The following is a 26,894-nucleotide window of genomic DNA, read 5'->3' as shown; positions in this document are numbered from 1 at the left end:
CCTGTCCGCTGTGGCCGGGCGGGGTGAAGACGGTGCGGCCGCCATGAGCCCATCGCCGGTCCGGGTCCTGCTCGTCGAGGACGATACGACGGAAGCACAGCACATCCAGGAGGTGCTGGCGCACGCCATCCAGCGGCCCTTTCGCGTCGAACAGGTGAGCTGTGCGAGTGATGCCCTGCTGCGCCTCGCCGCCGCGCCGGCGGACGTGATCCTTCTTGACCTGTACCTGCGCGACGGTGCGGGTCTGCCGCTGCTGGCCCGCCTGCGCGGCGCGGCCCCGGGAGCCCTGGTGCTGGTGCTCGTGCCTCCGGAGGGCAAGGATCTGGCCCAGGCCGCCCTGGCGCAGGGGGCCGAGGACTATCTGGTCAGAGGGCACCTGGATGCCTACTGGCTCCCCCGTGCCCTGGATTACCTGATCGAGCGCAAGGCCGCGCGGGATGCCCTGCGCCGCAGCGAAGCGCGCTTCCGGGCCATGAGCGACGCCTCGCCGCTGGGAATCTTCGTCTCGGACCCGGAGGGCGCCTGCGTGTATGCCAATCCGGCTTACCAGCGCATCGTCGGCGAAACCGCGACTGAACCCTGTGGCATCGACTGGCGTAGCGCCCTGGCCCCCGAGGACCGTGTGCGGGTGCTCGCCGAGTGGGACCGGGCAGCGGAGACGGGCCAAGCCTTCAGCGCCGAAATGCGCCTGCTGCGGGGTGACGGCGCCGTCGTTTGGGTACGCGTCAACGCGGCCCCCATGGACGAGGCCGGCACACCAACGGGGCATGTGCTCACCGTCGAGGATGTCTCGGAGCGCAAGCACACCGAAACGGTGCTGCGCATGGCCGAGGAGGCCCTGTTTGCCGAGAAGGAGCGCGCCCAGGTCACCCTCAACTCCATCGGCGACGCGGTGCTCACTACCGATATGCCTGGCAACGTGACCTACATGAACCTGGTGGCCGAAAGGATGACCGGCTGGACCCGGGAGGATGCCCTCGGCCGGCCCCTGCCGGAGGTCTTCCGCATCATCGACGGCATTACCCGGGAGACGGCCCTCGACCCCGCCCGGTGCGCCATGAACGAGGACCGCATCGTCGGCCTGGGCAACGATTGCCTGCTCCTGCGCCGGGACGGTGTCGAATCCTCAATTGAGGATTCTGCCGCGCCCATTCACAACCGGGAGGGGCGGGTCACCGGTGCCGTCATCGTCTTCCATGACGTCAGCGAATCCCGGGCCATGGCGGCGCGCATGACACACCTGGCCCACCACGATTTCCTCACCGGTCTTCCCAACCGGGCCCTGCTCACCGAGCGGCTTTCCCAGGCCATCGGTCTGGCCCGTCGCCGCCAGAAGCAGGTGGCACTGCTGTTTCTCGACCTGGACTACTTCAAGCACATCAATGATTCCCTCGGCCACGCCATCGGCGATCAACTGCTCCAGTCGGTTGCCGACCGCCTGATCGCCAGCGTGCGCGTCACCGACACCGTGTGCCGCCAGGGGGGCGACGAGTTCGTGATCCTGCTGTCGGAGATCGAGAACATCCAGGACGCGGCGCGGATTGCCGACAAGTTGCTCCAGACCTTCTCCCAGCCCCAGCAGATCAGCGGCCACGAACTCCACGTGACCCTGAGCATCGGCATCAGCGTCTATCCCGACGACGGGGACTGCCCCGATGTGGTGCTGCAGAACGCCGATACCGCCATGTATTACGCCAAGGCCGCCGGACGCAACAGCTGCCAGTTCTTCCGCCCGGAGATGAGTACCCACGCGGTGAGCCGACAGCTGATCGAAAGTGCCCTGCGCAGGGCCCTCAAGGACGGAGAGTTCCTGCTCCACTATCAGCCCCAGATTGATCTCGCCTCGGGGCGCATGACTGGCGCCGAGGCCCTGATCCGCTGGCAGGACCCCCAATTCGGCCTACGCCTGCCGGCCCAATTCATCGCCGTGGCCGAGGAGTCCGGCCTGATCGTGCCCATCGGGCGCTGGGTCCTGCGCGAGGCCTGCCGGCAGCTGCGCGCCTGGCAAGCGGCGGGTCTTCCCGTCGTGCCCCTATCGATCAACATCTCGGCGGTAGAGTTTCGTCACAGGGATTTTCTGGAGGGCGTGGCCCACACGCTTGCCGAAACCGGCGTGATGCCGGAGTGCCTTGAGCTCGAACTGACCGAGAGCATCCTCATGCAGGATGCGGACGCCTCCGCCGCGGTGCTGACGGCCCTCAAGGCCCTGGGCATTCATCTTGCCCTGGACGACTTTGGCACAGGCTATTCCAGCCTGAGCTATCTCAAGCGCTTTCCCATCGACACCCTTAAGATCGACCAGTCCTTCATCCGCGACATCGTCACCGACACGGGCGACGCCACCATCGTCAGTGCCGTCATCGACATGGCCCGCAAGCTCAAGCAGCGGGTTATTGCCGAGGGCGTCGAGACGTCCGGACAAATGGGCTTTTTGCGTGACCACCACTGCCACCAGGGGCAGGGCTACCACTTCAGCCATCCCGTCGACGCCAGGGCCTTCCAGGATCTCCTGGCGAAACCCCGAGTGTGTTGAGTCAGGTGCAGCAACTGAAGGGCTTATGGGGGCTCGGGGACGGCGGAGGGAGGGATCGTGGAGGCGAGCGGCAGGGGCGCGAGTGGTAGGGGCGACTTCATTCAGTCGCCCATCCGCGCCTTGATCACAGGCATGACGTTAATCGAAGTCCGCGGGCGACTGAAGTCGCCCCTAACCGTCGGCCCTTGCCCGTCGCTCCCGTAAAACGGGTCTGCCCCCTCGGCGGGGGCAGACCTTTTGCGGCGTGTGCGGGCTCAGCGGGACGAGATCTGGCCGTTTTCGTCGGAGAGGACAACTTCGACCCGGCGGTTCATCTGGCGGCCGGCGGGGCGGCTGTTGTCGGCAACAGGGCTGGTCTCGCCAAAGCCCTGGGCAGTGAGCCGATCACTGCCGATGCCCATGCCGGTCAGGGCGTTCATGACGGCCTCGGCACGCCGGACGGACAGCGCCTGATTGTGGCTGTCGCTGCCGGAGCTATCGGTGAAGCCCTCGATACGGGCCTTGCGCTGGGGATAGGTCTTGAGAAAGGTGGCGAGCTTTTCCATATTGCGCATGCCGCCCTGACGAAGCTCGGATCGGTCAGTGTCAAAGAGCACATCGCCAATGGTGATGACCATGCCTCGAGGCGTCTGCCGGGCGTTAAGGGCGCGCAGGTGGGCCTCCAGGTCGCGGGTTTCGGCACGTGCTTCACGGCTGTCCTGGCGAGCGCTGGCGGCGCTGCGGTTGGCTGTATCCACTTCGGTGGTGCGTGCGGCCAGGCGCACCTTGTCGCGTTGGCCCTGGGCGGCACTGACGGAGGCTTCAGCGGCTTTCTGGCGACCAGTCTCCTGGGCAATGGCAACCCGCTGACGGGCGACGTAGGCCAGATGGGTCACATCGGACGCATCGTCCCCACGGGTGGAGGCTTCCTCGGCCAACTTGAGGGCGTCGGCCGCCTGTCTCATCTCGCCGCCGGCCAGATCTCGGGCTTCTGGCGTGCTCTGAGCGGTCTGGTAGTCGCTGCGGGCTTGATCGAGGAGGGCGTTGCGCGGTGGTTGCGAACTGCACCCCGTCAGCACTGCCAAGGTGATGAGGCTCATCGCAAAAAACATGCGTTGCGGTTTCATGATCGGTTCCTTGCGTCGGTAAATCATTTGTTCTTGCGATCGAGCTCTTCGCCGAGTACGCGAATGCCCTTCTGCAGCTCTTCGGCGGCCTTGCGGGCGGTGCCCGAGCGGGCCTTGGCCTCGGCCAACTGGGCATCCACCTGGGCTTCCCGGGCCAGCCTGCGGGCCGTGTCGAACTCCTCGGCGTTCATGGCCACCTTGGCCTTGTCGAGCTTCTCCCGGGCCAGCTGCATTTCGGCCGGTGCCATCTCGGTGCCACCGGCGCTGCTCGCCCGGGTCACGGCTGCGGTTGACAGGGCCATCTGCTCGGTGGGGGGCAGGGTGCCGGCACAGCCGGCCGTCAATACCAGCATGCCGGCCAGCAGCGCCGGCAAGCCGGCCCACATCAGGCCAGGATTGGTGGAGGCTTTCATGGTGTGTTCCCTTCGTTGAATAAGTCGGGTGCGGGGCCCGGGCTGCCTGAAGGCGGCAGGGACACCCCAGGCCGCAGAATGGGCGGCCAGGGGGGCGCCGTCGGTACGTTGGCGTACATGGGGAGGGGGATGACAGCGCCGGGGAGACGGGCGCCCGGCTGTGTGCGACAGCGCACCGACCCCCCCAACCGGGCCCATTAACCTGCCAGCGAGATTTCGCCACAGCCTTGTCGTCCCGGACGGAGCGCGCGCATCCGGATCGCCTCGTCGATCTCCGGCGTGCCGCTACTACGGGCCATTGCAGGCGAGCGTCCCGGTTCATCGTCAGCCGTTGCATGGCGAACCTGTGGAAGGCACGCACCCATGGCAGGTCTGATTCAGTTCCCCTTTCTGCGGCCTTTCGGCTACCGCACCCCATGTCGATCCTGAGCGCCCTGAGTGACCGTCACGGCCGTCTGATGGCACGACTGCAGGTTGCCGGAATGCCTCCTTCCTTTACGGAAGATGAAGCCCCTCTGCGTGCCGAACTGTTCAGCGCCGACCAGATGGCCCTGCATGGACGCACTTTGGCAGGCATCCACCATCTGGCCGAGGTGCGTCTGCCCGATCGCCTCCTGGCCCGCCTCACCGACAACGAACGGACGCTGTTCAGTGTGTGTCGCCTGCTCACCGACGCGGTTGCCGAGGGACGGCGCATCTCGCCGGCCGGCGAATGGCTGCTCGACAACTTCTATCTGATCGAGGAACAGATCCGCATGGCCCGCCGCCTGCTGCCGGAGGGCTACAGCCGCGAGCTGCCGAGCCTCGACGGGGCGGCAGCCGGGCGCCCCCGGGTTTACGACATTGCCCTTGAAATCATCGCCCACGGAGATGGCCGGCTGGACGCCGAGGGCCTTGCCCGCTTTGTGGCGGCGTATCAGACGCTGACGCCCCTGAGGTTGGGGGAGTTGTGGGCCATCCCCATCATGCTGCGTCTGGCCCTCATCGAAAACCTCCGGCGCGTGTGCGTGCGCATCGCCGCCGGCTGGGTGGAGCGGGAGCTGGCCGGCTCCTGGGCTGACCAGTTGAGTCGGGCCGCTGAGACGGCTCCGGAGCATCTGATCCTGGTGGTGGCCGACATGGTGCGCTCCGAGCCGCCAATGGTCGGAGCCTTCGTGGCTGAACTGGCGCGTCGCCTGCAGGGCAGGGGGCCTGCGCTGGCCCTGGCCCTGAACTGGGTCGAGCAGCGTCTGGCCCAGTCGGGCCTCACCACCGCCAGCCTGGTACAGGCCGAAAACCAGCGCCAGGCCGCCGACCAGGTCTCCATCGGCAACAGCATCGGCAGCTTGCGGGTGCTCGGCGCCATGGACTGGCAGGATTTCGTGGAGAGCCTGAGCCTGGTGGAGCAGACCCTGCGCGGTGACCCGGGCGGCGTGTACGGCCGCATGGACTTTGCCACCCGCGATCGCTATCGCCATGCCACCGAAGAGATTGCCCGCCAGGGGTGCCTGAGCGAGGGCGAGGTCGCCCGCCAGGCGGTGGACCGGGCCCGCGCCGCGGCCCCGGACAGTCGGGCCGGGCACGTGGGCTTCCATCTTGTCGATGCGGGCCGTGGCACGCTTGAGGCGGCGTCCGGCGTACGTATCGGCTGGTGGCAGCGGATGGGACGCGCCGCGGAGCGCATGCCGCTGCCCCTTTACCTGGGCGCCATTGCCCTGATCACCGCGGCCGCCACCGCTGGCCTGCTGACCTTTGCCCTGGATGCCGGGCTGACCGGGCAGGGATCGCTGCTGCTCCTGCTGTTCGGCCTGCCCGCTGTGCTGGTGAGCAGCCAGATGGCGGTCAGCCTGGTCAATTGGCTGGTCACCCTGACCGTAGCCCCGCGCCCGCTGCCACGGATGGATTTTTCCGAGGGCATCCCGCCGGCGTCACGCACCCTGGTGGTGGTGCCCACCATGCTCGGCACCGCGGCGGGGGTGGATAGCCTCCTCGAAGCCCTGGAGATCCGCTTCCTGGCCAACCGGGACGACTGCGTGCACCTGGGCCTGCTCACCGACTTTCTCGACGCAAGCAGCGAAACCCTGCCCGGCGACGGGGCCTTGGTGGCCCGCGCCCGTGCCGGCATCGAGGCGCTCAACGCCACCTACGCCCCGGCAGGGCGGGACCGCTTCTTCCTGTTCCACCGGGCCCGCCAGTGGAACGAGTTGGAGCGCAGCTGGATGGGCAGCGAGCGCAAGCGTGGCAAACTGGCCGATCTCAACGCCTTGTTGCGAGGCAGCGAAGGCGCCGGCTTTGCCTTGATCGTCGGCGACACTTCAGTGCTCGCCGGCGTGCGCTACGTGATCACGCTGGACACCGACACCCAGTTGCCCCGCGATGCGGCCCGCCAGTTTGCCGGCGCCATGGCCCACCCCCTCAATCGCCCGGAGTACGACGAGGGCGCCGGGCGCGTGGTGGCCGGCTACGGCGTGCTGCAACCGCGGGTGGGCATCAGCCTGCCGGCGGCCAGCCGCTCCCGCCACGCCCGCCTGTACAGCGGCGAGGCAGGCATCGACCCTTACACCCGGGCGGTGTCCGACGTCTATCAGGACGTATTCGGTGAGGGCTCCTTCATTGGCAAGGGCATCTACGACGTGGATGCCTTCGAACGTGCTCTGGGCGGCCGTCTGCCCGACAACCGGGTGCTCAGCCACGATCTGCTGGAGGGCTGCTACGCCCGTGCCGGGCTGCTCAGTGACGCGCTGCTGTTCGAGGACTACCCGTCCCGCTACAGCGCCGACGCCACGCGCCGCTACCGCTGGATTCGGGGTGACTGGCAGTTGGCCGGCTGGTTGCTGCGCCAGGTACCGTGCAGTTGCCTGGCCGGTTCGGCCAAGGGCAAGGTCCACCGTCAGGCCAACCCCCTCTCGACCCTTTCCCAGTGGAAGCTCTTCGACAACCTGCGACGCAGCCTGGTAGGGGCCGCGCTGGTTCTGTCCCTGGCCCTGGGTTGGGCGCTGCTCGACCCGGCCGGGCCCTGGACGCTGGCGTTGCTGCTGACCGTGGTCCTGCCCACCCTGCTGGCGAGTCTGGTGTCGCTGTTGCACAAAGCCGAGGAGATCCGCTTCGGCGCTCATCTCACGGCCCTCGGGCAGGGGCTTGCACGCCGTGCGGCCCAGCTCGCCTTCGAGTTCGCATGCCTGCCCTATGAAGCCTTTTACAGCCTGGATGCCATAGGGCGAACCCTGTGGCGCATGGGCGTGAGTCATCGACGCCTGCTCGAATGGTGCCCGTCCAGCGAAGTCGAGAAGACCCTCGCGGCAGCGGACCGGGACAGCCTGGTGGCCGCCTTCCGGCGCATGCCGGCCGGACCGGTGGTAGCCCTGGCAGGCATTGCCGGGTTGGCTATCGGCGCACCGCACAGCCTGCTGGCGGCGGTGCCCATTCTCCTCTTGTGGCTGGTTTCGCCAGCTCTGGCCTGGTGGATCAGCCTGCCCCTGGTGGAGCGGCGGGCGTCCCTGAACGATGCCCAGGTGAACTTCCTGCGCAGCGTGGCGCGGCGTACCTGGTCCTACTTCGACACCTTTGTCTGCCCCGCCGACAACTGGCTGCCCCCCGACAACTACCAGGAATACCGTGGCGCCACCGTGGCCCATCGCACCTCGCCCACCAACATGGGCCTGTCCCTGCTGGCCAATCTGGCCGCCTACGACTTCGGCTACCTGCTGGCCGGCCCACTGCTTGAGCGCTGCACCCGCAGCCTGGAAACCATGTACGGGCTGGCCCGCTACCGGGGGCATTTCTACAACTGGTACGACACCCGTAGCCTGCAGCCGATGGCGCCGCTCTATGTGTCCACGGTGGATAGCGGCAACCTGGCCGGCCACCTGCTGACCCTGCGCGGTGGTCTGCTCGGGCTGCCTGATGACGCCATCGTGCCCCTGCGCCTGTTTGACGGGCTGGCCGATACGGTGCGCATCCTTGCCGATGCCGTCGGCCCGTCGGCCGACAGCCGCATGCTGGCGTGCTGGAAGGCATTGGCGACAGCCTCCCAGGCGCCGCCCACGACCTTGCCGGCGGTACGCGCCATTCTTGACGGCCTGGAGGGCTGCGCCACCAGCCTCCTGGTGCAGACCGCCATCCAGCAGGAGTCGGTCACCGCCAATAGCGCCGATAAGGAGGCGGGACGCTGGGCCCAGGCCCTGCTGCGCCAGGTGCGCGACGCCCGCGACGAGCTTGATGCTCTCGCACCCTGGCTGTGCCTGCCCAGCCCACCGCGGCGCCTGGATGCGCTGCTGGACAGCATTGCCGCCACTGCAGGCCTGCCCAGCCTGCGCGAGCTGGCGCGCCTCGACATCCGGCTGGCCCCCCTCATCCACGCGCGCCTCGATCACGAGAACGTGCTGGCCCGCCGGACGTGGCTCACCGACCTCTTGCGTGCCGTCGGCGAGGGCAGCGCACGGGCCCGGGCGCGCATCGATCAAATCGACGCGCTGGCCAAGCGTGCCGCCGAACTGGCCTGCATGGACTACGACTTTCTCTTCGACGCATCGCGCCACCTGCTGACCATTGGCTTCAACGTCACCGAACGGCGCATGGACGCCAGCTGCTACGACCTGCTCGCCTCCGAGGCACGCCTGGCCTGCTTCGTCGGCATTGCCCAGGGGGCCCTGCCCAAGGAAAGCTGGTTTGCCCTCGGCCGTCTGCTCACCCAGGCAGCCGGCGAGCCGGTCCTCCTGTCGTGGAGCGGCTCCATGTTCGAGTACCTGATGCCCCAACTCGTGATGCCCACCTACGCCCAAACGCTGCTCGATCAGACGGCCCGGGCCGCCGTGGCCCGCCAGATCGAATACGGGCACCAGCGTGGCGTGCCCTGGGGCATGTCCGAATCGGCCTACAACACCGTGGATGCCCAGCTCAACTACCAGTACCGGGCTTTCGGCGTGCCGGGGCTGGGTCTCAAACGCGGCCTTGGTGATGACCTGGTGGTGGCACCCTACGCCTCGGTGATGGCCCTGATGGTGGCCCCGGAGGCAGCCTGCGCCAACCTGCAGCGCCTGGCCGGGGAGGGGGTCGTCGGCCGCTTCGGCTTCTTTGAGGCCATCGACTACACCCCCGCCCGGCAGCGCCGGGGCCAGCCCCGGGCTCTGGTGCGGGCCTTCATGGCCCACCACCAGGGCATGAGTCTGCTGGCCCTGGCCTGGACCCTGTGCGACCGCCCGATGCAGCGGCGCTTCGAGTCGGACCGCCTCTTCCAGGCGGTGATGCCACTCCTCCAGGAACGCATTCCCAAGGTATCCGGGGTGTTTTCCCATGCTGCCGAGCTGTCGGGCCTGCATTCACGTTCGGCGCCCCTTGAGCCACCGCTGCGGCGCTTCGAGACGGCGGACACCCCGGTTCCCGAGGTTCAGCTCCTCTCCAACGGCCGCTACCACGTGATGCTCACCAATGCCGGGGGGGGCTACAGCCACTGGCACGACCTGGCGGTGACCCGCTGGCGCGAAGACCGAACCTGCGACGACTGGGGCAGCTTCTGCTACATCCAGGATGTGAAAAGCGAGGTGTTCTGGTCCACGGCCTACCAGCCAACCCGACGCGAACCGCTGTGCTACGAGGCCATCTTTTCCGAAGGACGCGTCGAGTTCCGGCGTCGCGACGGCGTGGACGGCGGCGAGATCGAGACCTACACCGAGATCGTCGTGTCTCCCGAGGACGACATCGAACTGCGCCGAGTACGCCTCACCAACCACACCCCGTACCCGCGGGAGGTGGAGATCACCAGCTACGCCGAAGTGGTGATCTCCCCGTCCGCCGCCGACGCCCAGCACCCGGCCTTCGCCAAGCTGTTTGTGCAGACCGAGATATTGCCCGACCAGCACGCCATCCTGTGCATGCGCCGGCCGCGCTCGCCCGAGGAGGCGACCCCGTGGATGCTGCACCTGATGGCGGTGCATGGCGCCGATGCCGATGCCGTGTCGTGGGAAACCGACCGGGCCGCCTTCATCGGGCGTACCCGCAGCGCCGCAGCCCCCCTGGCCCTGGATGTCCCCGGCCCGCTGGGCGGCCACGCCGGGCCGGTGCTCGACCCCATCGTGGCCATCCGCCAGCGCATCGTCCTGGCGCCCGAGCAGACGGTGACGGTGGATATCGTCACCGGCATGGCCGACAGCCGGGCCGCTGCGGTGGCTCTGGTGGGCAAGCACCGCGACCGCCATCTGGCCGACCGGGTCTTCGACCTGGCGTGGACCCACAGCCAGGTGGAGTTGCTGCAGCTCAACGCCGTGGAAGCCGACGCCCAGCTCTACGCCCGGCTTGCCGGGCCGGTGCTGTACGCCGACGGCGCCCTGCGCGCCGACCCGGCCCTGCTGCTGCGCAACCGCCGCGGCCAGTCAGGCCTGTGGGGCTACGCCATCTCCGGCGATCTGCCCATCGTGCTGCTGCAGATCGGTGACGCCGCCAGCATCAAGCTGGTGCGCCAGCTGGTGCAGGCCCACGCCTACTGGCGCCTCAAGGGCCTGGCGGTGGACCTGGTGATCTGGAACGAGGACCACGCCGGCTATCGCCAGCGTCTGCAGGACGAGATCGTCGGCCTGGTGGCCTCGGGAACCAGTGCCAGCCTGATCGACCGCCCCGGAGGGATCTTCGTGCGCTCGGCCGAGCACATCTCCGCCGAGGACAGGCTGGTCTTCCAGGCCGTGGCCCGGGCGGTGATCACCGATTGCCGGGGCAGCCTGGCCGAGCAGCTCGACGACCGCCGCCTGCTTGCCCCGCGCCTGCCCCCCCACATGCCCGTGGTGGCGGTGCGCCCGCCGGGCCCGCTGGATCCGGCCACGATGCGCCAGCCCGAAGGACTGGTGCTGCCCAACGGACTGGGCGGCTTCACCCCCGACGGGCAGGAATATCTCATCACCCTGAACCCGGGGCAGACCACGCCGGCCCCGTGGGCCAACGTGCTGGCCAACGCGCATTTCGGCACCGTGATCTCCGAATGCGGCAGTGCCTACACCTGGAGCGAGAACGCCCACGAGTTCCGCCTCAGCCCTTGGTACAACGACCCCCTGAGCGACTGCAGCGGCGAGGCTCTGTACCTGCGCGACGAGGACAGCGGCCAGGTCTGGTCGCCCACGCCACTGCCTGCCCGGGCCGAGGCCACCTACACCGTTCGCCACGGCTTCGGCTACAGCGTTTTCGAAACCCGGGTGGATGGCATTCATTCCGAGCTGACCGTCTTCGTGGCCCGGGATGCGGCGGTGAAGTTCTCGCTGCTCAAGCTTCGCAACGACTCCGGTCGCCCCCGTCGCCTGAGCGCCACGGCCTATGTGCAGTGGGTGCTGGGCGATCTGGGGGGGCGTTCGGCCATGCATGTGAGCACCGAGATTGCCCCGCGCAGCGGTGCCCTGTATGCCCGCAACCCCTACAACGCCGAGTTTGCCGAGCGGGTGGCCTTTCTCGACGCGGACGACACGGCCCGGGGGCTTACCGCGGACCGTGGCGAGTTCGTCGGCCGCAATGGCAGCCTGGCCGCACCGGCAGCCCTGGCTCGCAGCGGGCTGTCCGGCCGGGTCGGTGGCGGCCTCGACCCCTGCGGGGCCCTCCAGATCAGCATCACCCTTGAGGCCGGCCACACCCGAGAGCGGGTGTTCCGCCTGGGCGTGGGGCGCGACGCCGATGAGGCCGACCACCTGGTGGCACGCTTCCGGGGCATCGCCGCTGCCCACCAGGCCCTCGCAGAAGTCCGCCTCGGCTGGCAGCACACCCTCGGCGCCGTGCAGGTGGACACCCCGGACCCGGCCGTGAACATGCTGACCAACGGCTGGCTGATCTACCAGGCCCTGGCCTGCCGCCTGTGGGCGCGCAGCGGCTATTACCAGTCGGGGGGCGCCTTTGGCTATCGCGACCAGCTGCAGGACAGCATGGCGCTGGTCCATGCCGAACCGGGCCTGGTACGGGCGCACCTGCTGCTCAGCGCCTCCCGGCAGTTCCGCGAGGGAGACGTGCAGCACTGGTGGCACCCGCCCTCGGGCCGCGGCGTGCGCACGCGCTGCTCCGACGACTACCTGTGGTTGCCCATGGCGGTGTGCCGCTATGTGGAGGTCAGCGGCGACAGCGCCGTGCTCGACGAGGCTCGGCCCTTCCTGGAGGGGCGCCCGGTGAATCCCGGAGACGACGCCTATTACGATCAGCCGGCCACCTCGGAGGTATCAGCCACCCTCTACCAGCACTGCGTTCTGGCCGTGCAGCACGGCCTGCGCTTCGGCGCCCGCGGCCTGCCACTGATGGGCTCGGGCGACTGGAACGATGGCATGAACCGGGTCGGCATCGAGGGGCGCGGCGAGAGTGTGTGGCTGGGCTTCTTCCTCTATGCGGTGCTGGCCCGCTTCGGCCCCCTGGCCGAGGCCCGGGGCGACGCGCCCTTTGCCGCCCAGTGCCGGGAGGAGGGCGTGCGCCTGCGCGCCGCCCTGGAACTGCACGGCTGGGATGGGGGGAGCGGCGAGGGAGGGGGCGAGGGCGGAGAGTGGTATCGCCGCGCCTACTTTGACGACGGTACGCCACTGGGCGCCGCCAGCAGCCGCGAATGCCGCATCGATTCAGTGTCCCAGAGCTGGGCGGTGTTGTCCGGCGCGGCCGACCCGGCCCGCGCCCGCCGGGCCATGGACGCGGTGGAGCGCCACCTGCTGCGCCCTGCCGACGGGCTGATACAGCTGCTCGATCCGCCCTTCGACAGCGCCGACCCGACACCGGGCTACATCCGCGGTTATCTGCCCGGCGTGCGCGAGAACGGCGGGCAATACACCCACGCTGCGGTGTGGGCGGCCATGGCCTACGCCGAGCTGGGCGAGGCCGAACGGGCCTGGGCATTGCTGGCCCTGATCAACCCGATCAATCATGCCCGCAGTGCCGCGGAGGTGGCCCTCTACAAGCTCGAACCCTATGTGGTCGCCGCCGACGTGTATGCGGTGGCGCCCCACGTGGGGCGCGGCGGCTGGAGCTGGCACACCGGCGCGGCGGGCTGGATGTACCGGCTGATCGTCGAATCCCTGCTCGGTCTGCGCCGCGAGGGCGCGTGGCTGCACCTGTCACCGCGGCTGCCGGCCGCCTGGCCGGGGTGCACCCTGCGCTATCGCCATGGCGACACCCAGTACACCCTGGTCGTCAGTCGTACGGCGGCCGACCCGGGGCATCCGGCCGGTCTGCCGCAGCTGGTCGTCGATGGCCAGCCCCGGCAGGACGGGGCGATTCCCCTGGTGGATGACGGCCTCGCCCATCGGGTTGAGGTGAGGTTGAACGGAGCTTGACCGGCCAGACACCGACAAGCGCCTTCCCACCGAGCCGCCCATGATCCACCTCGACAGCAAGCTCCTGCAGCAGGTCCTGGCCATGGCGGCCCCTTACTGGCGCAGTGACGAGAGGCGCAGGGCCCGCCTGCTGCTAGTTTTGCTCGGCGGGTTGCTGCTGGCCCAGGCCTTGTTTGCCGTGCTGCTCAATGAGCAAACAGGCGAGTTCACCTCGGCGCTGGCAGCGCGGGATGGTGAGCGTTTCTGGCGCTCCATTCGCTTCTGCCTGCTGATCCTGCTGTTCGCCGTGCCGGCCCACGCCTTCTATTACTACGTTCGCGACACCCTGGGGGTGCATTGGCGCCGCTGGCTGACCCACCGCTATCTGGCCGCCTACCTGGACCACGGCGCCTATTTCAGGATCGACGCCGACAGCGGCATCGACAACCCCGACCAGCGCATCGCCGACGACATCAACACCTTCACCCAGCGCTCCCTGCAGTTCATGCTCGTGCTGAGCGGCGCCGTGCTCCAGCTGATCGCTTTTTCCGGGGTGCTGTGGGCGATCTCCCGGGAGCTGGTGCTGTTTCTGCTCATTTACGCGACGGTGGGTACCTGGGTGACCATCGTGCTGTTCGGCAAGGTGCTGGTGGGGCTGAACTTCTATCAGCTGCGCCGCGAGGCCGACTTCCGCTTCAGCCTGGTGCGCGTGCGGGAGAACGCCGAGGCCATCGCCTTCTACCGGGGCGAGGCCCAGGAGGCGCGCCAGATCGAGGGGCACTTCGCGGCGGCCTTCGACAACTTCATCCGGCTGATCCGGGTTCAACTAAGGCTGAGCCTCTTCCAGTACGCCTTCAGCTTCATGACCGTCATCCTGCCCAGCGCCATCATCGCCGGCCGGGTTCTTTCAGGCGAGCTGGAGGTGGGCCGGGCGATTCAGGCCGCGGGCGCCTTCGCCGCCATCCTGGCGGCCCTGACGGTCATCGTGGACAACTTCGAGAGCTTCAGCAAATTCGTCGCCGGGATTCATCGGCTGGACAGTTTTGCCCACGCCATGGAAGGCCCGGATGCGCCCCCGGCCACGGAATGCATTCGCCGCGCACCGGATGTGCAGATAAGCATTCAGGGCTTGACCCTCTGGACCCCGAAGCGGGAACGGATGCTGGTCCGGGATCTCAGCCTGGTCATCGCCACCGGTGACAGCCTGATGATTGTTGGCCCCAGCGGTTGCGGCAAGAGCTCGCTGCTGCGGGCCATTGCCGGCCTGTGGCGCAGCGGCAGCGGCCGCATTGCGCTGCCACCGGAGGGTGAGTTGATGTTCCTGCCCCAGCGCCCCTACATGCTGTCGGGCAGCCTGCGCAGCCAACTGCTCTATCCGCGTCAGGCGCACAAGATGTCTGACGAAGCCTTGCTTGAAGTGCTGCGCCGGGTCTGCCTGCCCGATGTGGCGGCGCGCTTTGGGGGGCTGGATGCGCTGCGCGACTGGGGCCGCGTGCTGTCGGTGGGCGAGCAGCAGCGGGTGGCCTTCGCCCGTGTTCTGATCGCCGGGCCCCGTTTCGCGCTCCTCGACGAGGCCAGCAGCGCCCTGGATGCCGCCAACGAGGATCACCTCTACCTCCAGCTCGTGGCGGCCGGCATCACCCTGATCAGCGTCGCCCATCGCACCACCCTCGCGCGCTATCACAGCCAGGTGCTCACCCTTGGCGAGGCGGGGCGTTGGGCGCTGACCCGGCAGGCAGCGCCAGACAGTGTGCGATGGCGTACAGACGCACCGGGTGCGGTGCGCGAGGCTTGAACTCCACAGAGGGCGGCCTACGACGATGGAATTCAAGGACTACTACAAAATCATGGGCGTGTCCCGGGACGCCAGCCAGGCCGACATCAAGCGCGCCTACCGCACCCTGGCCCGCAAGTATCACCCGGACGTGAGCAAGGCCACCGACGCTGAAAGCCGCTTCAAGGAGCTTGGCGAGGCCTATGCGGTGCTGAAGGATCTGGAGAAGCGCGCCGCCTATGACCAGCTGGGTAGCGGCTGGAAGGCCGGCCAGGACTTTCGTCCGCCCCCCGGCGGCGGCTTCGAGTTTTCCGACGGGGCCGGCGGTGGCGAGGGCGACTTCAGCGACTTCTTCGAGTCCCTGTATGGCCGGGCCCGGGACGATAACACCCGTGGCGGGGGCTTCCACGCCCGCGGTCAGGACCATCACGCCCGCGTCGAGATCGACCTGGAGGACGCCTACAAGGGCACCACCCGGGGCATCAGCCTGCAGACGCCGGAGCTGGACGACAAGGGCCGCGTGCATATGCGCCGCCACACCCTGCAGGTGAGCATTCCCCGCGGCGTGCGCGCCGGGCAGCACATCCGCCTGGCCGGGCAGGGCGCGCCGGGCATGGGGCAGGGGCCCGCCGGTGATCTTTACCTGGAGGTCGCCTTCCGGCCCCATCCCCACTACCGGGTCGAGCAGCGTGATGTGTATCTCGACGTCCCCGTGGCCCCCTGGGAGGCCGCCCTGGGCGCGACGGTGGAGGTGACGACACCGGACGGCGCGGTGGATCTGAAGGTACCCCCCGGCGCCCTGGCCGGGCGCAAGTTGCGCCTCAAGGGGCGCGGCATTCCGGGTCCCTCGCCGGGCGATTTCTATGTGGTGCTGCAGATTGCCTTACCACCCGCTGATGACGATGCGGGCCGTGCCTTCTATGCCGGCATGGCCGAGCAGTTCAAGTCCTTTTCCCCCCGCACCGGAGCCTGAACCATGAGCACCCCCAGTCATCTTCCCCAGGCGATTGCCACCATTCTTGAAGAGCAGACCGGACTGACCCTCGTCGAGCTGTGCCGCGCCTGTGCGGTGCGTGCCGACTTCATCGTGGCGCTGGTGGAGGAGGGCGTGCTGGCGCCGCAGGGGCGAGACCCCCACCGCTGGCGCTTCACCGGCGTACACCTGCGCCGCACCAGCGTGGCCCTGCGCCTTCAGCGGGACCTGGGGCTCAACCTGGCCGGAGCGGCGCTGGCCCTGGAACTGATGGACGAGCTGGAAGCGGCACGGGAACGCCTGCGTGCCCTGGGCGCGCGCTAAGCCGCCGAGGCCCGCCCGCATTGCGCCTGTGTTCGTTAGCGAACGGAATGCGCGGGGCATCGGGAGCAGCATGAAACCTCGCCCTGCCCGATGGCGGATTTCCCCGGTCGGGTAGCGCTTTCGATCTGCCTGCTGGCGCCGATCCCGACGCCAGGGCCCTGTGAAGGAACAGAAAATGACCCACGCACGACGCACTTTTCACAAGCTCATGCTTGTCACGGCTGCCACCCTGGCCCTGGGCACCCTCAGCGGTCAGGCCGTTGCGGCCAGCGCCGAGGATCTCGACAAGGACGCGGCCCAGGCCCTGCAGTCCCTCTACAAGTCCAATACGGTAGCCGAAAGCCTGTCGAAGAAGGCCCGCGCCATCCTGATCTTTCCGAAGATCGTCAAGGCCGGCCTGGTGTTTGGTGGCAGCTATGGTGAAGGCGTGCTGACCCGGGACGGCAAGACCACTGACTACTACAACTCCGTGTCGGCCTCCTGGGGCTGGCAGGCGGGCGCCGAGTCCTACGGCTATGTGGTCTTCCTGATGAGTGAGAAGGCCGTGAAGTACCTCAACACCACCAAGGGCTGGGAAATCGGGGTGGGGCCGACCGTGGTGGTGGTCAATGAGGGCATCGCCAAGAACCTGTCCTCGTCCACCCTCAAGAACGACGCCTACGCCTTCATCTTCGACCAGCAAGGCCTGATGGCCAGCCTGAGCATCGAAGGCACCAAGATCTCCCGCATCAAGCGCTGATCGGGCGCAGAACACCGAGCGCGGCAGTCCGTCGGCCCTGACCGCAGGGTGGGAGGGCTGCCGCCTTTTTTACGTGCGCAGCGAGGTATTCAATGAAGACGATGCAGGTGGATGTGGCGATCATGGGTGCCGGAACAGCGGGGCTGGCGGCCTATCGGGCTGCGCGCACCATGGGTGCCAGCGTGGTGAGCATCGAGGATGGCGAATACGGCACCACCTGCGCCCGGGTGGGCTGTATGCCGAGCAAACTCCTGATTGCCGCGGCTGATGCCGCCCACGCGGTGGCCCGGGCATCGGGCTTCGGAGTGGGCACCGGGCCGGTGGCCATTGACGGGCGCAAGGTGATGGAGCGGGTGCGCCGCGAGCGGGACCGCTTTGTGGGCTTTGTGCTGAGCGGCGTTAAGGCCATGCCCGAGTCAGAACGCCTGCGTGGCAGGGCGCGCTTTGTGGACGACCGCACCCTGGAGGTGGACGACCATACCCGGGTGGTGGCGCGCAGCATCGTCATGGCCACCGGCGCCCGGGCAACCGGACTGCGGGATTTCAGCAACCTGGGCGAGCGTCTGGTGATCAACGATGACGTGTTCAACTGGGACGATCTGCCGGCCTCGGTGGCGGTGGTGGGGCCGGGGATCATCGGCCTCGAACTGGGGCAGGCCCTGCATCGGCTGGGGGTGCGGATCTCCGTGCTCGGGCGGGGCGGTCGGGTCGGGCCCATTTCGGATCCGGTCGTGCGCGACAACGCGCTGGCGATTTTCGGCTCGGAGTTCAGGCTGGAAGTGGCGGCACGCATGTCGAAACCTGAACGGGACGGTGGCGGGGTGATCGTCCGCCTGGGCGGACCGGAAGGCAGCTTGCGCGAGGAGCACTTCGACTACCTGCTGGCGGCGACCGGCCGGGCTCCGGACATGCAGGACATCGGCCTGGACAGGACCTCGCTGAGCCTGGATGGCAAGGGGGTGCCCGCCTTTGACCCGTCCACAACGCGAACAGTCAGCACTGAGGGGGCGAGTCCGGTGTTCCTGGCCGGCGATGCCAGCAACTTCATTCCGCTGCTTCACGAGGCGGTGGATGAGGGGCGTATCGCCGGCACCAATGCCGCCCGCCACGCCCAGGGCAAGCCGGTCCAGCCGGAACGGCGGCGCGCCGCTCTCAGCATCGCATTCACCGACCCGCAGATGGCCGTGGTGGGCGGTGGCTTTCGCAAGCAGGTACGAGGCAACTTCGTGACGGGACAGGCGGGGTTCGAAGATCAGGGGCGCGCCCGCATCCTGCGTCGCAACACGGGGCTGCTGCGGGTGTACGGAGACCCCATCAGCGGGCGCTTCCTGGGTGCCGAGATGATCGCGCCCGAGGGCGAACACCTGGCGCACCTGCTGGCCTGGGCCCTGCAGAAGGGCATGACGGTGGCCGAGATGCTCGAGATGCCCTTCTACCACCCGGTGATCGAGGAGGGGGTGCGCACGGCCCTGCGCGACCTGCTTCGGCGCATTCAGGGCCACGGCACCTGAGGTGCTCAGGTGCCTGGGTGCCTAGGTGCCGCGTCCGCGGCGCACCAGGCCGGTGATGAAGGACACCACGAACAGCAGCAGGAAGATGAAGAACAGGATCTGCGCAATATTGACCGCACCGGCAGCGATGCCGGTAAAGCCGAAGAGCGCGGCGATCAGGGCGATGACCAGAAATACGCCAGCGTAGTGCAGCATGACAGTTCCTTTCAGTGGATGAGCTGTGCCTCAGATCCTGCCGAGCAGGACGAGGACGATGAGGATCACCACCACGAGGCCGATGCCGCCGCTGGGGCCATAGCCCCAGCTGCGACTGTGGGGCCAGCTCGGGAAGGCGCCGATCAGTAACAGGATCAGCACGATCAGCAAAATGGTTCCGATGGACATGAGTGACTCCTTGAATGAGGGGTGGACTTGATGCTACGCAGGCCAGCAGCCAGGTCTGTGCGCCATCGAACATGGCCGGTATGTACGTGAACAGACAGACGCCCGGCTCACCCCCTCCTAGCCTGAATGCATCCGAACCGATGGAGCCGCAGCGCCTGCGGCAGGCGAAATGCCCCGCAGGCCCAACGTTCCCGGCGAAGAAAAGCGCGTCGACTCCGGCCGGCGCACGCCTCTACTGCATACCAAAAGGAATCAAAATGAACTCAACTCAAGATCAAGCTGCTGGCCTTGTCGATCACGCTGCTCGCCAGCACAGGCGCCATGGCGGAGGCCACCCAGACCCTCTCCCGCGACGACTACAAGGGAGCCAAGGACAAGATCTCCACCGAGTACAAGTCGGCTCGCACCGCCTGTGGCTCCGTCTCCGGCAACGCCAACGACATCTGCATAGCCGATGCCAAGGGCAAGGAGCGGGTTTCCATGGCTGAACTTGAAGCCAGCTACAAGCCCAGTCGCGAAGCGCACCACGCCGTCCAGGTGGCCAAGGCCGAAGCCACCTATGACGTGGCCAAGGAGCGCTGCGACGACATGGCCGGCAATGCCAAGGATGTGTGCGTGAAGGAGGCCAAGTCCGCCAGGACGGCTGCCGAAGCCGATGCCAAGGCACGCATGAAGAGCTCCGCCGCCACCGCAGCGGGTAACGAGAAGGCCGCCGAAGCCCACAAGGACGCGCGCGCCAAGTCCTCCGACGCCCGCGGGGACGCCGCCTCCGAGAAGCAGGACGCCCGCTACGCCGTGGATAAGGAAAAGTGCAGCACCCTCGCCGGTGCGGCCAAGGATCAGTGCATGGAACAGGCCAAGGCCCGCCTCAAGTAAGCAGCATGGATTCCCCCTGTCCGGCGTGCCGGCGTGGGGGAATCAAAGGAGTCCGCTCATGAGAAATTCATCCGGATACACCCGCTGCGCCTTCACGGCCCTGATCCTTGCCCTCAGCCTCAGTAGCTGTGTCGGCATGGGGGAGGAGGAGCGCAGCCCCCCCATGGGAATCCACATCGCCGCTGTCGGCAGCACGATGGTCGCCGATAGCAGTCCCCTGTGCAGCGTCGGTGGCCTGACTGTCGGCGACGTTAGCGACCGCGAGATCGAGAAGACCTCCGAATAAGCGCTTGAGCTTGATATGCCCGCCACCCCCTGGATTCATGATCTTGGGGGTGTTTTTTTGTGTGCCAGTGGATGGCTACGGTGCAGTTCAGATGCGATGGACACAGTAGCGCCGCGCTGAGCCGAAAAAAAACCCGAGGGCCGTGAGGCGCTCGGGTTGAATTCCACACCAAAGGAGGAGGGTGGAGGAGACAACTGAATGATAGATCAAATTATTGTGCAGTGCACAAATAATTTTGTGTCACCAACCAATCTCCGTGACTATCGTCACGCGCACCTGGCATCTGGAAGGTGGGCGCGGTCGTGGCTCAATCCTGTTCGGACTTTCCGCATCGAAGAAAAGATGTGGAGAACAAGATGACTTCAAACTGAGGAAGACAGCTTGATTATGGCCTCACAGTCCGGGACGTGAGGGGGGGATGTTTGCGAAATTCATTTGTCTAAATTATATTTATACAAATGATTCCCTGAAAGAGCCGTTTTCAGCCAACCCAGAGGACCGCTTCGTCGATGGTAATCATCCTGCGAAGTAGCGCCTTTCGGGGGGCGACGCCCTTGGGTTTCCTGCAGACCTGATGCGGTCTGGGCTGAGCAAGCCACCCCTTTTCTCATGTAAACCCCGTGTACCCGCACATCCGCGATCTGGAAACCTCCCCCCTGCTGCTCTTCGGTTTGCTCCTTTTGGGCGGCATGGCGAGTGGAGAACTCAGCCGTAGGCTCGTCAACCTGCCACGTACCACCGGCTATGTGTTCTTTGGCCTGCTGATGGGAAACAGTGGTCTGCAATGGGTGGATCCTTACATCCTGGGTTCGGCGCAGTTCTTCATCTATCCCGCCATCGGTCTGATCCTGTTTGAACTGGGGCATCGTTTTCCGCTGACAGGGCAAGGCTTGGACCGCAAGTTGATTTTGCTGAGTGCCACCGAGACCAGTGCCGTTTTTGCCCTGGTGACGGGCGTCATGTGCCTGTTCGGTTTTGATCTGGCTGAAGCGCTGTTTGCAGCGGCGATTGCGGCATCGACCTCGCCGGCGATCACGATCGCCACCAGCAGCGATATCGGTGCGGAAGGGCCCTTGACCAGTCGCTTGTTCGGGCTGGTTGCGCTCAACGGCTGTGTTGCGTTTGCTGCCATCACCATCATCCTGCCGATGCTGGTTGCCGGCGGCACGGCAGACGCCGGGCCGGGATACATCGACGCACTCGTTCATGTCACTGCGTCCCTGCTTCTGGGCTTCGGCCTGTCTTTCGTGGCCTGCAGAAGCGCCGGGTGGCTGGGGCCGCATGCGGAGCACCAGCATCTCATGCTCCTCGGGCTGATCATCATTGGAACCGGCTTGCCGCTCAGTCTCGACATGTCTCCCTTGCTGGCATTGCTCACCTTCGGGATCGGTACCCGGCTTGCCGATCGTCACAAGCAGGTGATCGCGATCCGGATTGCCTCGGATGCGCGTGTATTCCTCGTCGTGACCTTTGTTCTTGCCGGTGCGGCGCTTGAGCTGGGACTGCTGCTTGATTACTGGCCGATGGCATTGGCCTTTGTCTTTACCCGATTTGGGGCTCGATGGGCCGCCCTGTATTTCACGGGCCGGCACCTGGGCGGGACGTCGAAGGATGCTTTCTTCACCGCAGTGGGACTGCTCCCCATGTCCAGCGTGGCACTTGTGCTGCTCGGCGATGCCGGCGCGCTGGATGGGGGCACTGGCCCCGCTCTCGCAGGCACCCTGATGGGCGCGATCGTGTTGATGCAGCTTGTTGGTCCGATCTGCACCCAGTCAGCTGTTCGCGGTTTTGGTGAAGCAAGACGGTACGTGGCGCGTCGAAAAAGCCCTTCACAAGGAGCCGTGACCCGATGACGTTCATACACCAGGCGTGGGAGGCCCTGCAGGACCGACTATTCTTCCTGCCGCCCTTTCCCGAGCAGCTCGACCCCCTCGCCCTGTTCGCGCTGTTACTCGTCGCCGGTCTGCTGACAGGTGAAGCCCTGTTCCGGACGCTTGGGCTCTCCCGTATCGTTGGCTACGTTTTTGCTGGCGCCCTTGCGGGGCCTGGCATGCTTGGGTGGCTGGATCAGGAGACCCTGTCGATGGCCAAACCGGTGGCCGATGCGGCACTGGGTCTGCTGTTGCTGGAAACCGGGCGGAATCTGGATCTGGGGTGGCTGCGGGCCAACCGATCCTTGCTGGGAAGTGCCACCGCAGAGTCGGGCCTGGCCTTTGTCAGCATCTTCGTTTTCGCCTATCTCGCCGTCGGCCTCAGCCCTGGCTGGAGTGCGGCGACGGCGGCCATCACCATGGCTTCAGCGCCGGCCGTGGTGCTGCTCACCGCTGAAGAGAATCGTGCCCAAGGGCAGGTCACCCAGCGCACATTGCTGCTCACTGCCATCAACTGTGCCCTGTCCTTTGTTGTTTTCGCGGTTGTGCTCGGGGTCGTGCACGCCGAGCAGTCTGGCGACTGGCTCAATGTACTCGCCCATCCCCTGTGGGTTGTTTGTGGCGGTATCGGCATCGGGATGCTGTGTGCCCGGCTCGCCCTGATCCTGGCGGGCCGACAGGCCAAGGGTTCGGTGGCCCAGGTGTTCATCCTGGTGGCGATGGCGCTACTCGCCATCGGCGTGGCCAGGATGCTCGCCGTACCGGTGTTCCTTTGCCTCTTCATGATGGGCGCGGCGCTGAATCTGGCGGATCGGGACAAGGTGCTGGCCTATACCGGTCTGCCCCAGGGGCACTGGATCCTCGCCATCGTGCTTTTCGTGGTGACAGGTGCCATGCTCCCGCTCGATGAGCTGGGCTGGGTCACCGGCTTGCAAGCTCTTGGACTGATCCTCGTGCGCGGCCTGGCAAAATTTGCCGGCGTCATGGCAACCGGGCGCCACGACTTGCCCGCTGACAAGCGTCGTCTGGTGGGCATCGGCATCCAGCCCCTCTCGGCGACTGCAATCTTCATGGCGGCCGAGCTGGCCGCCATCTACCCGGAAGTCAGCGGCCAGGCCCTCCTGCTGCCGCTACTGGCCGCCGCGCTGATGGAGTTTGCCGGGCCGCAGATGTGCAAATACGCGCTGCACAAGGCCGGTGAGACGGAACCCCTTCCAGCAGGGCGACAACGATGAGTGACCTTTCCAGGCTGAGTTTCACTTCCAGTCGCCCCTTGACCCTCGGCGTCGAGCTGGAGCTGCAACTGGTGTCGCTTCGGGACTACGACCTGACCCGCGCTGCCACCGACTTGCTCGGCGGCCTGCGTTACGACGACCGCTTTGGCGAAATTAAGCTGGAGATCACCGAGAGCATGATTGAGGTGAACTCCAGGCCGCGGCAGGATGTGACGGCCATCGCAGTGGATCTGGATGGCCTGCGTGACGTGCTGGTCACCCATTGCCAGCGCAACAACATCGCAATCTGTGGGGGTGGAACCCACCCGTTTCACCATTGGCCCGAGCGACGGATCTGCCCCGGTGAGCGGTTCGCTTTCCTGAATGAACGCTATGGTTACCTGAGCAAGCAGTTCACCGTTTTCGGCCAGCACATCCATATCGGTGTGCCATCCGGTGACGATGCCATCTGGCTGACCCATGCGCTCAACCGCTATGTGCCGCACTTCGTGGCCCTGTCCGCATCGTCGCCTTTCCTGGACGCAACAGATACCGCTTTCGAGTCCGCCCGGCTCAACGCGGTGTCGGCTTTTCCGCTCTCGGGGCAGGCGCCCGACGTGACTGACTGGAACGCCTTTGTGGATCACATGAGTTTGCTCCAGTCCTGCGGCGTGGCCGAGAGCATCAAGGATCTCTACTGGGATGTGCGCCCCAAACCAGAGTACGGCACCGTGGAAGTCCGGGTGTGTGACACCCCACTGTCCGTTGATCGCGCCATTGAGTTGGCTGCCTTTGCGCAATGCCTGGCCTGCTATCTGCTGCGGGAGCGGCCCCCGGTGATGCCTGCGATGCAGGCCCTCGTTGCCCGCTATAACAAGTTCCAGGCCTGCCGCTTCGGCTTCAAGGCCGAACTGGCTGACCCGATTCAGCGTTGCACTGAGCCCCTTGGTAAATGCCTGCTTGACCTTCTTGATACGCTGGCCAGGGACGCCGACGATCTGGGCTGCCGGCGCCAGCTGGAGAGCCTGCGGGCATTGGCGGCAAGTCAGTTCGGTGATGCGGGCTGGCTGCGAAGAACCGCGACCGCGGCAGGTAATTTTCACGACCTCACCCGGGCCGCAGTAGCGCGTTTTGCCGAGCCCTCCTGTTATCGACCTCATGCATAGGGTGCCCTCAGTGCCGACCCAATCGCTGTTGTTCTTCGCCTTGCTCGTTTCAACGCGAGTTCTCGCCGCAGAGCCCTGCAAGCTCTCCAACAGCGTCCCGCCGGCGGCTTTGGCAGGCCAAGCGGTGAGGGCGGACAACTGGCTGAGCCCGGGAAACATCCGGTTTGGCCTGGGTCAGGCGCCACGTTTCATTCATGGGGTGAGTGTCACGCCGACGGCCAGCCCGCCAGCCCGACCCGCAGCCACGCAACGACTCGACCCGGATCGCCTTCAGCTGACGGACCCTGCTGACGGCAGGCTCCGATCCCTTCGATTTGTGCTGGATAACCGGATCGACGCAGATGGTGTGCTGATTCTTCGGCGGGGGCGGGTTGTACTCGATTACCGGCGCTCCGGCTTCGACCCCACCCAGCCGAGGCTTCTTCTCGAAGCGACTCGCCCGATCCTGGTGATGCAATTGGCGAAGGCGGCTGCGGAAGGGCGGGTTGCCCGGGAGAAGGCCATCACCCGGGTTCTTCCTGAGCTCGCAGGCGCGCGCGACCTCGGCAAGCTGTCCTTGCAGCGCTTGCTTGACGGCCGTACCGGCCTGCAATGGTCTGATGCCGACATCACGCGCTGGCGACAGGAGGCAGGCTGGGCGCAAGGTGGAAATGGGGGCGTGCGGGCCTGGCTGGGTGCCCGTCCGTCATGGCCGCGTACCTCCGACGACTCGGTCAGTGATCTGGCCGGCCCGGAAGGTGAGCTTCTGCTGTGGGCTGTCGAGAAGGCGTGGAAGAAACCCGCTCCTGAGTTGCTGTGCGACCTGCAGGCGAGCATCAGGTCGCGAAGCCCCGCCTTCTGGGCGACAGACGCGACCGGTACGCCACTTGCCGACGGCCTCGCGCTCAGCCTCAGTGACTTTGCCAGCCTCGGGCAGGCCTTTCTTGACGCCCGCAATCGCCCTGGCCGAAGAAGCCTGGCGCCGGCATGGTTTATCGACTCGGTCGCCAACCCCTCGGATGCGAGCGATGCAACGCCTGCCGGAGTGCGTGCCCTGGGGCCGGACACGGGTTGGCAATACCGCTTTGCCCATCCCGGGCGTCGCGGTCACCGAACGGCGATCGTTGGCGCTTACGGCACCAGCCTTTACGTGGACTTCGATTACGGGACAGTGATTGCTGTCTTTGCGTCCCACGCCGAGCGACATTCCCCGCTCCTGATGACAAGTCTGCGCAATTTCTGGGAGGAAGCTGCGCGACCACGAGTGGCGGATAGTGGACAGCGGTAATCGGGACACATCCTCGGCGCCGCCAGGGACGCCAGGCTATTCCATGTGATGAGACACTAGCCACTTGAAGGGTGAGGCGAATGGGGCTTTGCCGAGGCGCGGATGCTGACTGTTGAGTCCGTGGGGTCCGAGTTCATTCGACCGCGGACTCCGATGAGATAGCGGGGCCTTTAGAGGCCCTGCGCTGCCAGACACAGTATCTCAGACCACCGTACCAAACGCGCGGCCCACGCCCGCCGTGATGGCCATGGCGAGGGCACCCCAGAAACTGACCCGGACGGCGCCGATCCACGGGCTTGCGCCGCCGGCCTTCGCGGCGACAACGCCCAGCAGGGCCAGGAAGAGCAGGCTGGTGACGGAGACGGAGGGGATCAAGCCCTCACCGGGCACCAGCGCCGTCACGGCCAGGGGCAGGGCGGCACCGACGGCAAAGCTGGCAGCCGAGGCCAGCGCGGCCTGCACCGGGCGGGCCGAGAGGGTGTCGGAGATGCCCAGCTCGTCCCGGGCATGGGCGCCGAGGGCGTCATGGCGGGTGAGTTGCTGGGCCACCTGACGGGCCAGTTCGGGGTCGAGCCCGCGTCCCACATAGATGCCGGCAAGCTCGCGCAATTCGGCCTCCGGTGAGTTCTCAAGCTCCACCCTTTCCCGCGACAGATCGGCTTTCTCGGTATCGGCCTGGGAGTGCACCGAGACATACTCGCCCGCTGCCATGGACATGGCCCCGGCCACCAGGCCTGCAATCCCCGTAAGCAGGATGGCGCCATGATCGGAGCTGGCCGCAGCCACGCCGACAACCAGACTGGCAGTGGACACGATGCCGTCGTTGGCCCCCAGCACGGCGGCGCGCAGCCAGCCGATGCGGTCGCTACGATGGCGTTCGTCGTGACGATGTCCTGGGATCATGGCGGAAGGTCCTGGGTGAGGAGAGGGGTTGGAGACGGATAACCCTACTCCATAGGGGGACAATCGAAGCACTGTGCGATGAAAAAAAGAGGCCGACCCCAAAAGGGTCGGCCCGACTCAAGCGAAGAGCAAGGTGACAGCGACGCGGTGGGAAAAGTGTGGAGAGCACATCGCTGCACGACCAAATTCTATTTTGTTGTGGACAAAAATCAAGATTCTTGTCCTGTCCGCAGAAAGCAGATCGAAGTCTTTTTCAAAACTTCGCATAGTTATCATGGTGTTATTGGATTTAATCCATCAAACAATTTTGAATCCCGTTTT

18 protein-coding genes are annotated in these 26,894 nt (G+C 66.5%); 13 read left to right on the top strand and 5 right to left on the bottom strand.

Translation table 11 applies throughout. The annotated features are described in order from the left end of the window. Positions 1-43 precede the first annotated feature (43 nt). Positions 44-2,533: an EAL domain-containing protein gene (locus ACIQ09_RS07830; RefSeq protein ID WP_398307912.1), complete on the top strand. Its 2,490-nt coding sequence runs from the start codon at positions 44-46 to the stop codon at positions 2,531-2,533. A gap of 254 nt (positions 2,534-2,787) precedes the next feature. On the opposite strand, the gene ACIQ09_RS07825 is transcribed toward ACIQ09_RS07830, so the two are convergent. Both ACIQ09_RS07825 and ACIQ09_RS07820 read right to left on the bottom strand, forming a co-directional pair. Continuing rightward, the gene (locus ACIQ09_RS07825) at positions 2,788-3,639 is read right to left on the bottom strand and encodes an OmpA family protein (RefSeq protein ID WP_398307910.1); all 852 of its coding nucleotides are present in this window, start codon (positions 3,637-3,639) and stop codon (positions 2,788-2,790) included. 23 nt (positions 3,640-3,662) lie between these two features. Further along, a complete protein-coding gene (locus tag ACIQ09_RS07820; RefSeq protein WP_398307908.1) occupies positions 3,663-4,052 on the bottom strand; it encodes a DUF4398 domain-containing protein in 390 nt (129 codons plus the stop codon). A 416-nt stretch (positions 4,053-4,468) separates the two neighbouring features. Between ACIQ09_RS07820 and ACIQ09_RS07815 the strand changes: the two genes are divergently transcribed. The 6 genes from ACIQ09_RS07815 to ACIQ09_RS07790 all read left to right on the top strand — a co-directional run bounded on the left by ACIQ09_RS07815 (position 4,469) and on the right by ACIQ09_RS07790 (position 18,606). After that, entirely contained in the window at positions 4,469-13,306 is an 8,838-nt protein-coding gene (locus ACIQ09_RS07815; protein WP_398307906.1) for a GH36-type glycosyl hydrolase domain-containing protein, read from the top strand. A 40-nt stretch (positions 13,307-13,346) separates the two neighbouring features. After that, entirely contained in the window at positions 13,347-15,080 is a 1,734-nt protein-coding gene (locus ACIQ09_RS07810; RefSeq protein ID WP_398307904.1) for an ABC transporter ATP-binding protein/permease, read from the top strand. A gap of 25 nt (positions 15,081-15,105) precedes the next feature. Then, positions 15,106-16,032: a DnaJ C-terminal domain-containing protein gene (locus ACIQ09_RS07805; protein ID WP_398307902.1), complete on the top strand. Its 927-nt coding sequence runs from the start codon at positions 15,106-15,108 to the stop codon at positions 16,030-16,032. A gap of 3 nt (positions 16,033-16,035) precedes the next feature. Further along, a complete protein-coding gene (locus tag ACIQ09_RS07800) occupies positions 16,036-16,356 on the top strand; it encodes a chaperone modulator CbpM (RefSeq protein WP_398307900.1) in 321 nt (106 codons plus the stop codon). 175 nt (positions 16,357-16,531) lie between these two features. Continuing rightward, entirely contained in the window at positions 16,532-17,095 is a 564-nt protein-coding gene (locus tag ACIQ09_RS07795) for a YSC84-related protein (protein ID WP_398307898.1), read from the top strand. Between the two features lie 92 nt (positions 17,096-17,187). Further along, positions 17,188-18,606, top strand: a complete 1,419-nt coding sequence (locus ACIQ09_RS07790; protein WP_398307896.1) for a dihydrolipoyl dehydrogenase — start codon at positions 17,188-17,190, stop codon at positions 18,604-18,606. 21 nt (positions 18,607-18,627) lie between these two features. Here the strand turns inward: ACIQ09_RS07790 and ACIQ09_RS07785 are convergent, their stop codons facing one another. Together ACIQ09_RS07785 and ACIQ09_RS07780 are read right to left on the bottom strand one after the other, a co-directional pair. Then, positions 18,628-18,801 carry a DUF1328 domain-containing protein gene (locus ACIQ09_RS07785; protein ID WP_398307894.1) on the bottom strand — a complete coding sequence of 58 codons (174 nt, stop codon included), beginning with the start codon at positions 18,799-18,801 and terminating at the stop codon, positions 18,628-18,630. Positions 18,802-18,831: 30 nt separating this feature from the next. Continuing rightward, a complete protein-coding gene (locus tag ACIQ09_RS07780) occupies positions 18,832-18,984 on the bottom strand; it encodes a DUF3309 family protein (RefSeq protein ID WP_398307938.1) in 153 nt (50 codons plus the stop codon). 294 nt (positions 18,985-19,278) lie between these two features. Here ACIQ09_RS07780 and ACIQ09_RS07775 point away from each other — a divergent pair, with 294 nt between their 5' ends. From ACIQ09_RS07775 to ACIQ09_RS07750, 6 genes are all read left to right on the top strand, one after another. Continuing rightward, entirely contained in the window at positions 19,279-19,866 is a 588-nt protein-coding gene (locus tag ACIQ09_RS07775; RefSeq protein ID WP_398307892.1) for a hypothetical protein, read from the top strand. Between the two features lie 58 nt (positions 19,867-19,924). Next, positions 19,925-20,152 carry a hypothetical protein gene (locus ACIQ09_RS07770; protein ID WP_398307890.1) on the top strand — a complete coding sequence of 76 codons (228 nt, stop codon included), beginning with the start codon at positions 19,925-19,927 and terminating at the stop codon, positions 20,150-20,152. 620 nt (positions 20,153-20,772) lie between these two features. Beyond that, complete coding sequence (locus ACIQ09_RS07765) at positions 20,773-22,005, top strand: cation:proton antiporter (protein ID WP_398307888.1); 1,233 nt, start codon at positions 20,773-20,775, stop codon at positions 22,003-22,005. Next, the gene (locus ACIQ09_RS07760; RefSeq protein WP_398307886.1) at positions 22,002-23,258 is read left to right on the top strand and encodes a cation:proton antiporter; all 1,257 of its coding nucleotides are present in this window, start codon (positions 22,002-22,004) and stop codon (positions 23,256-23,258) included. Before ACIQ09_RS07765 ends, ACIQ09_RS07760 begins: the two co-directional genes overlap by 4 nt. Further along, positions 23,255-24,403: a YbdK family carboxylate-amine ligase gene (locus tag ACIQ09_RS07755; protein WP_398307884.1), complete on the top strand. Its 1,149-nt coding sequence runs from the start codon at positions 23,255-23,257 to the stop codon at positions 24,401-24,403. The genes ACIQ09_RS07760 and ACIQ09_RS07755 overlap by 4 nt, the downstream gene beginning before the upstream one ends. A 10-nt stretch (positions 24,404-24,413) precedes the next feature. Continuing rightward, complete coding sequence (locus ACIQ09_RS07750; RefSeq protein WP_398307882.1) at positions 24,414-25,670, top strand: hypothetical protein; 1,257 nt, start codon at positions 24,414-24,416, stop codon at positions 25,668-25,670. A gap of 201 nt (positions 25,671-25,871) precedes the next feature. Here ACIQ09_RS07750 and ACIQ09_RS07745 read toward each other — a convergent pair whose 3' ends face one another. Next, on the bottom strand, positions 25,872-26,573 hold the full coding sequence (locus tag ACIQ09_RS07745; protein WP_398307880.1) for a VIT family protein: 702 nt from the start codon (positions 26,571-26,573) through the stop codon (positions 25,872-25,874). Positions 26,574-26,894 lie beyond the last annotated feature (321 nt).

It is taken from the genome of Zoogloea sp. (assembly GCF_044344315.1).
Classification (GTDB): domain Bacteria; phylum Pseudomonadota; class Gammaproteobacteria; order Burkholderiales; family Rhodocyclaceae; genus Zoogloea.
This window is presented reverse-complemented; position numbering and strand designations above follow the sequence as displayed.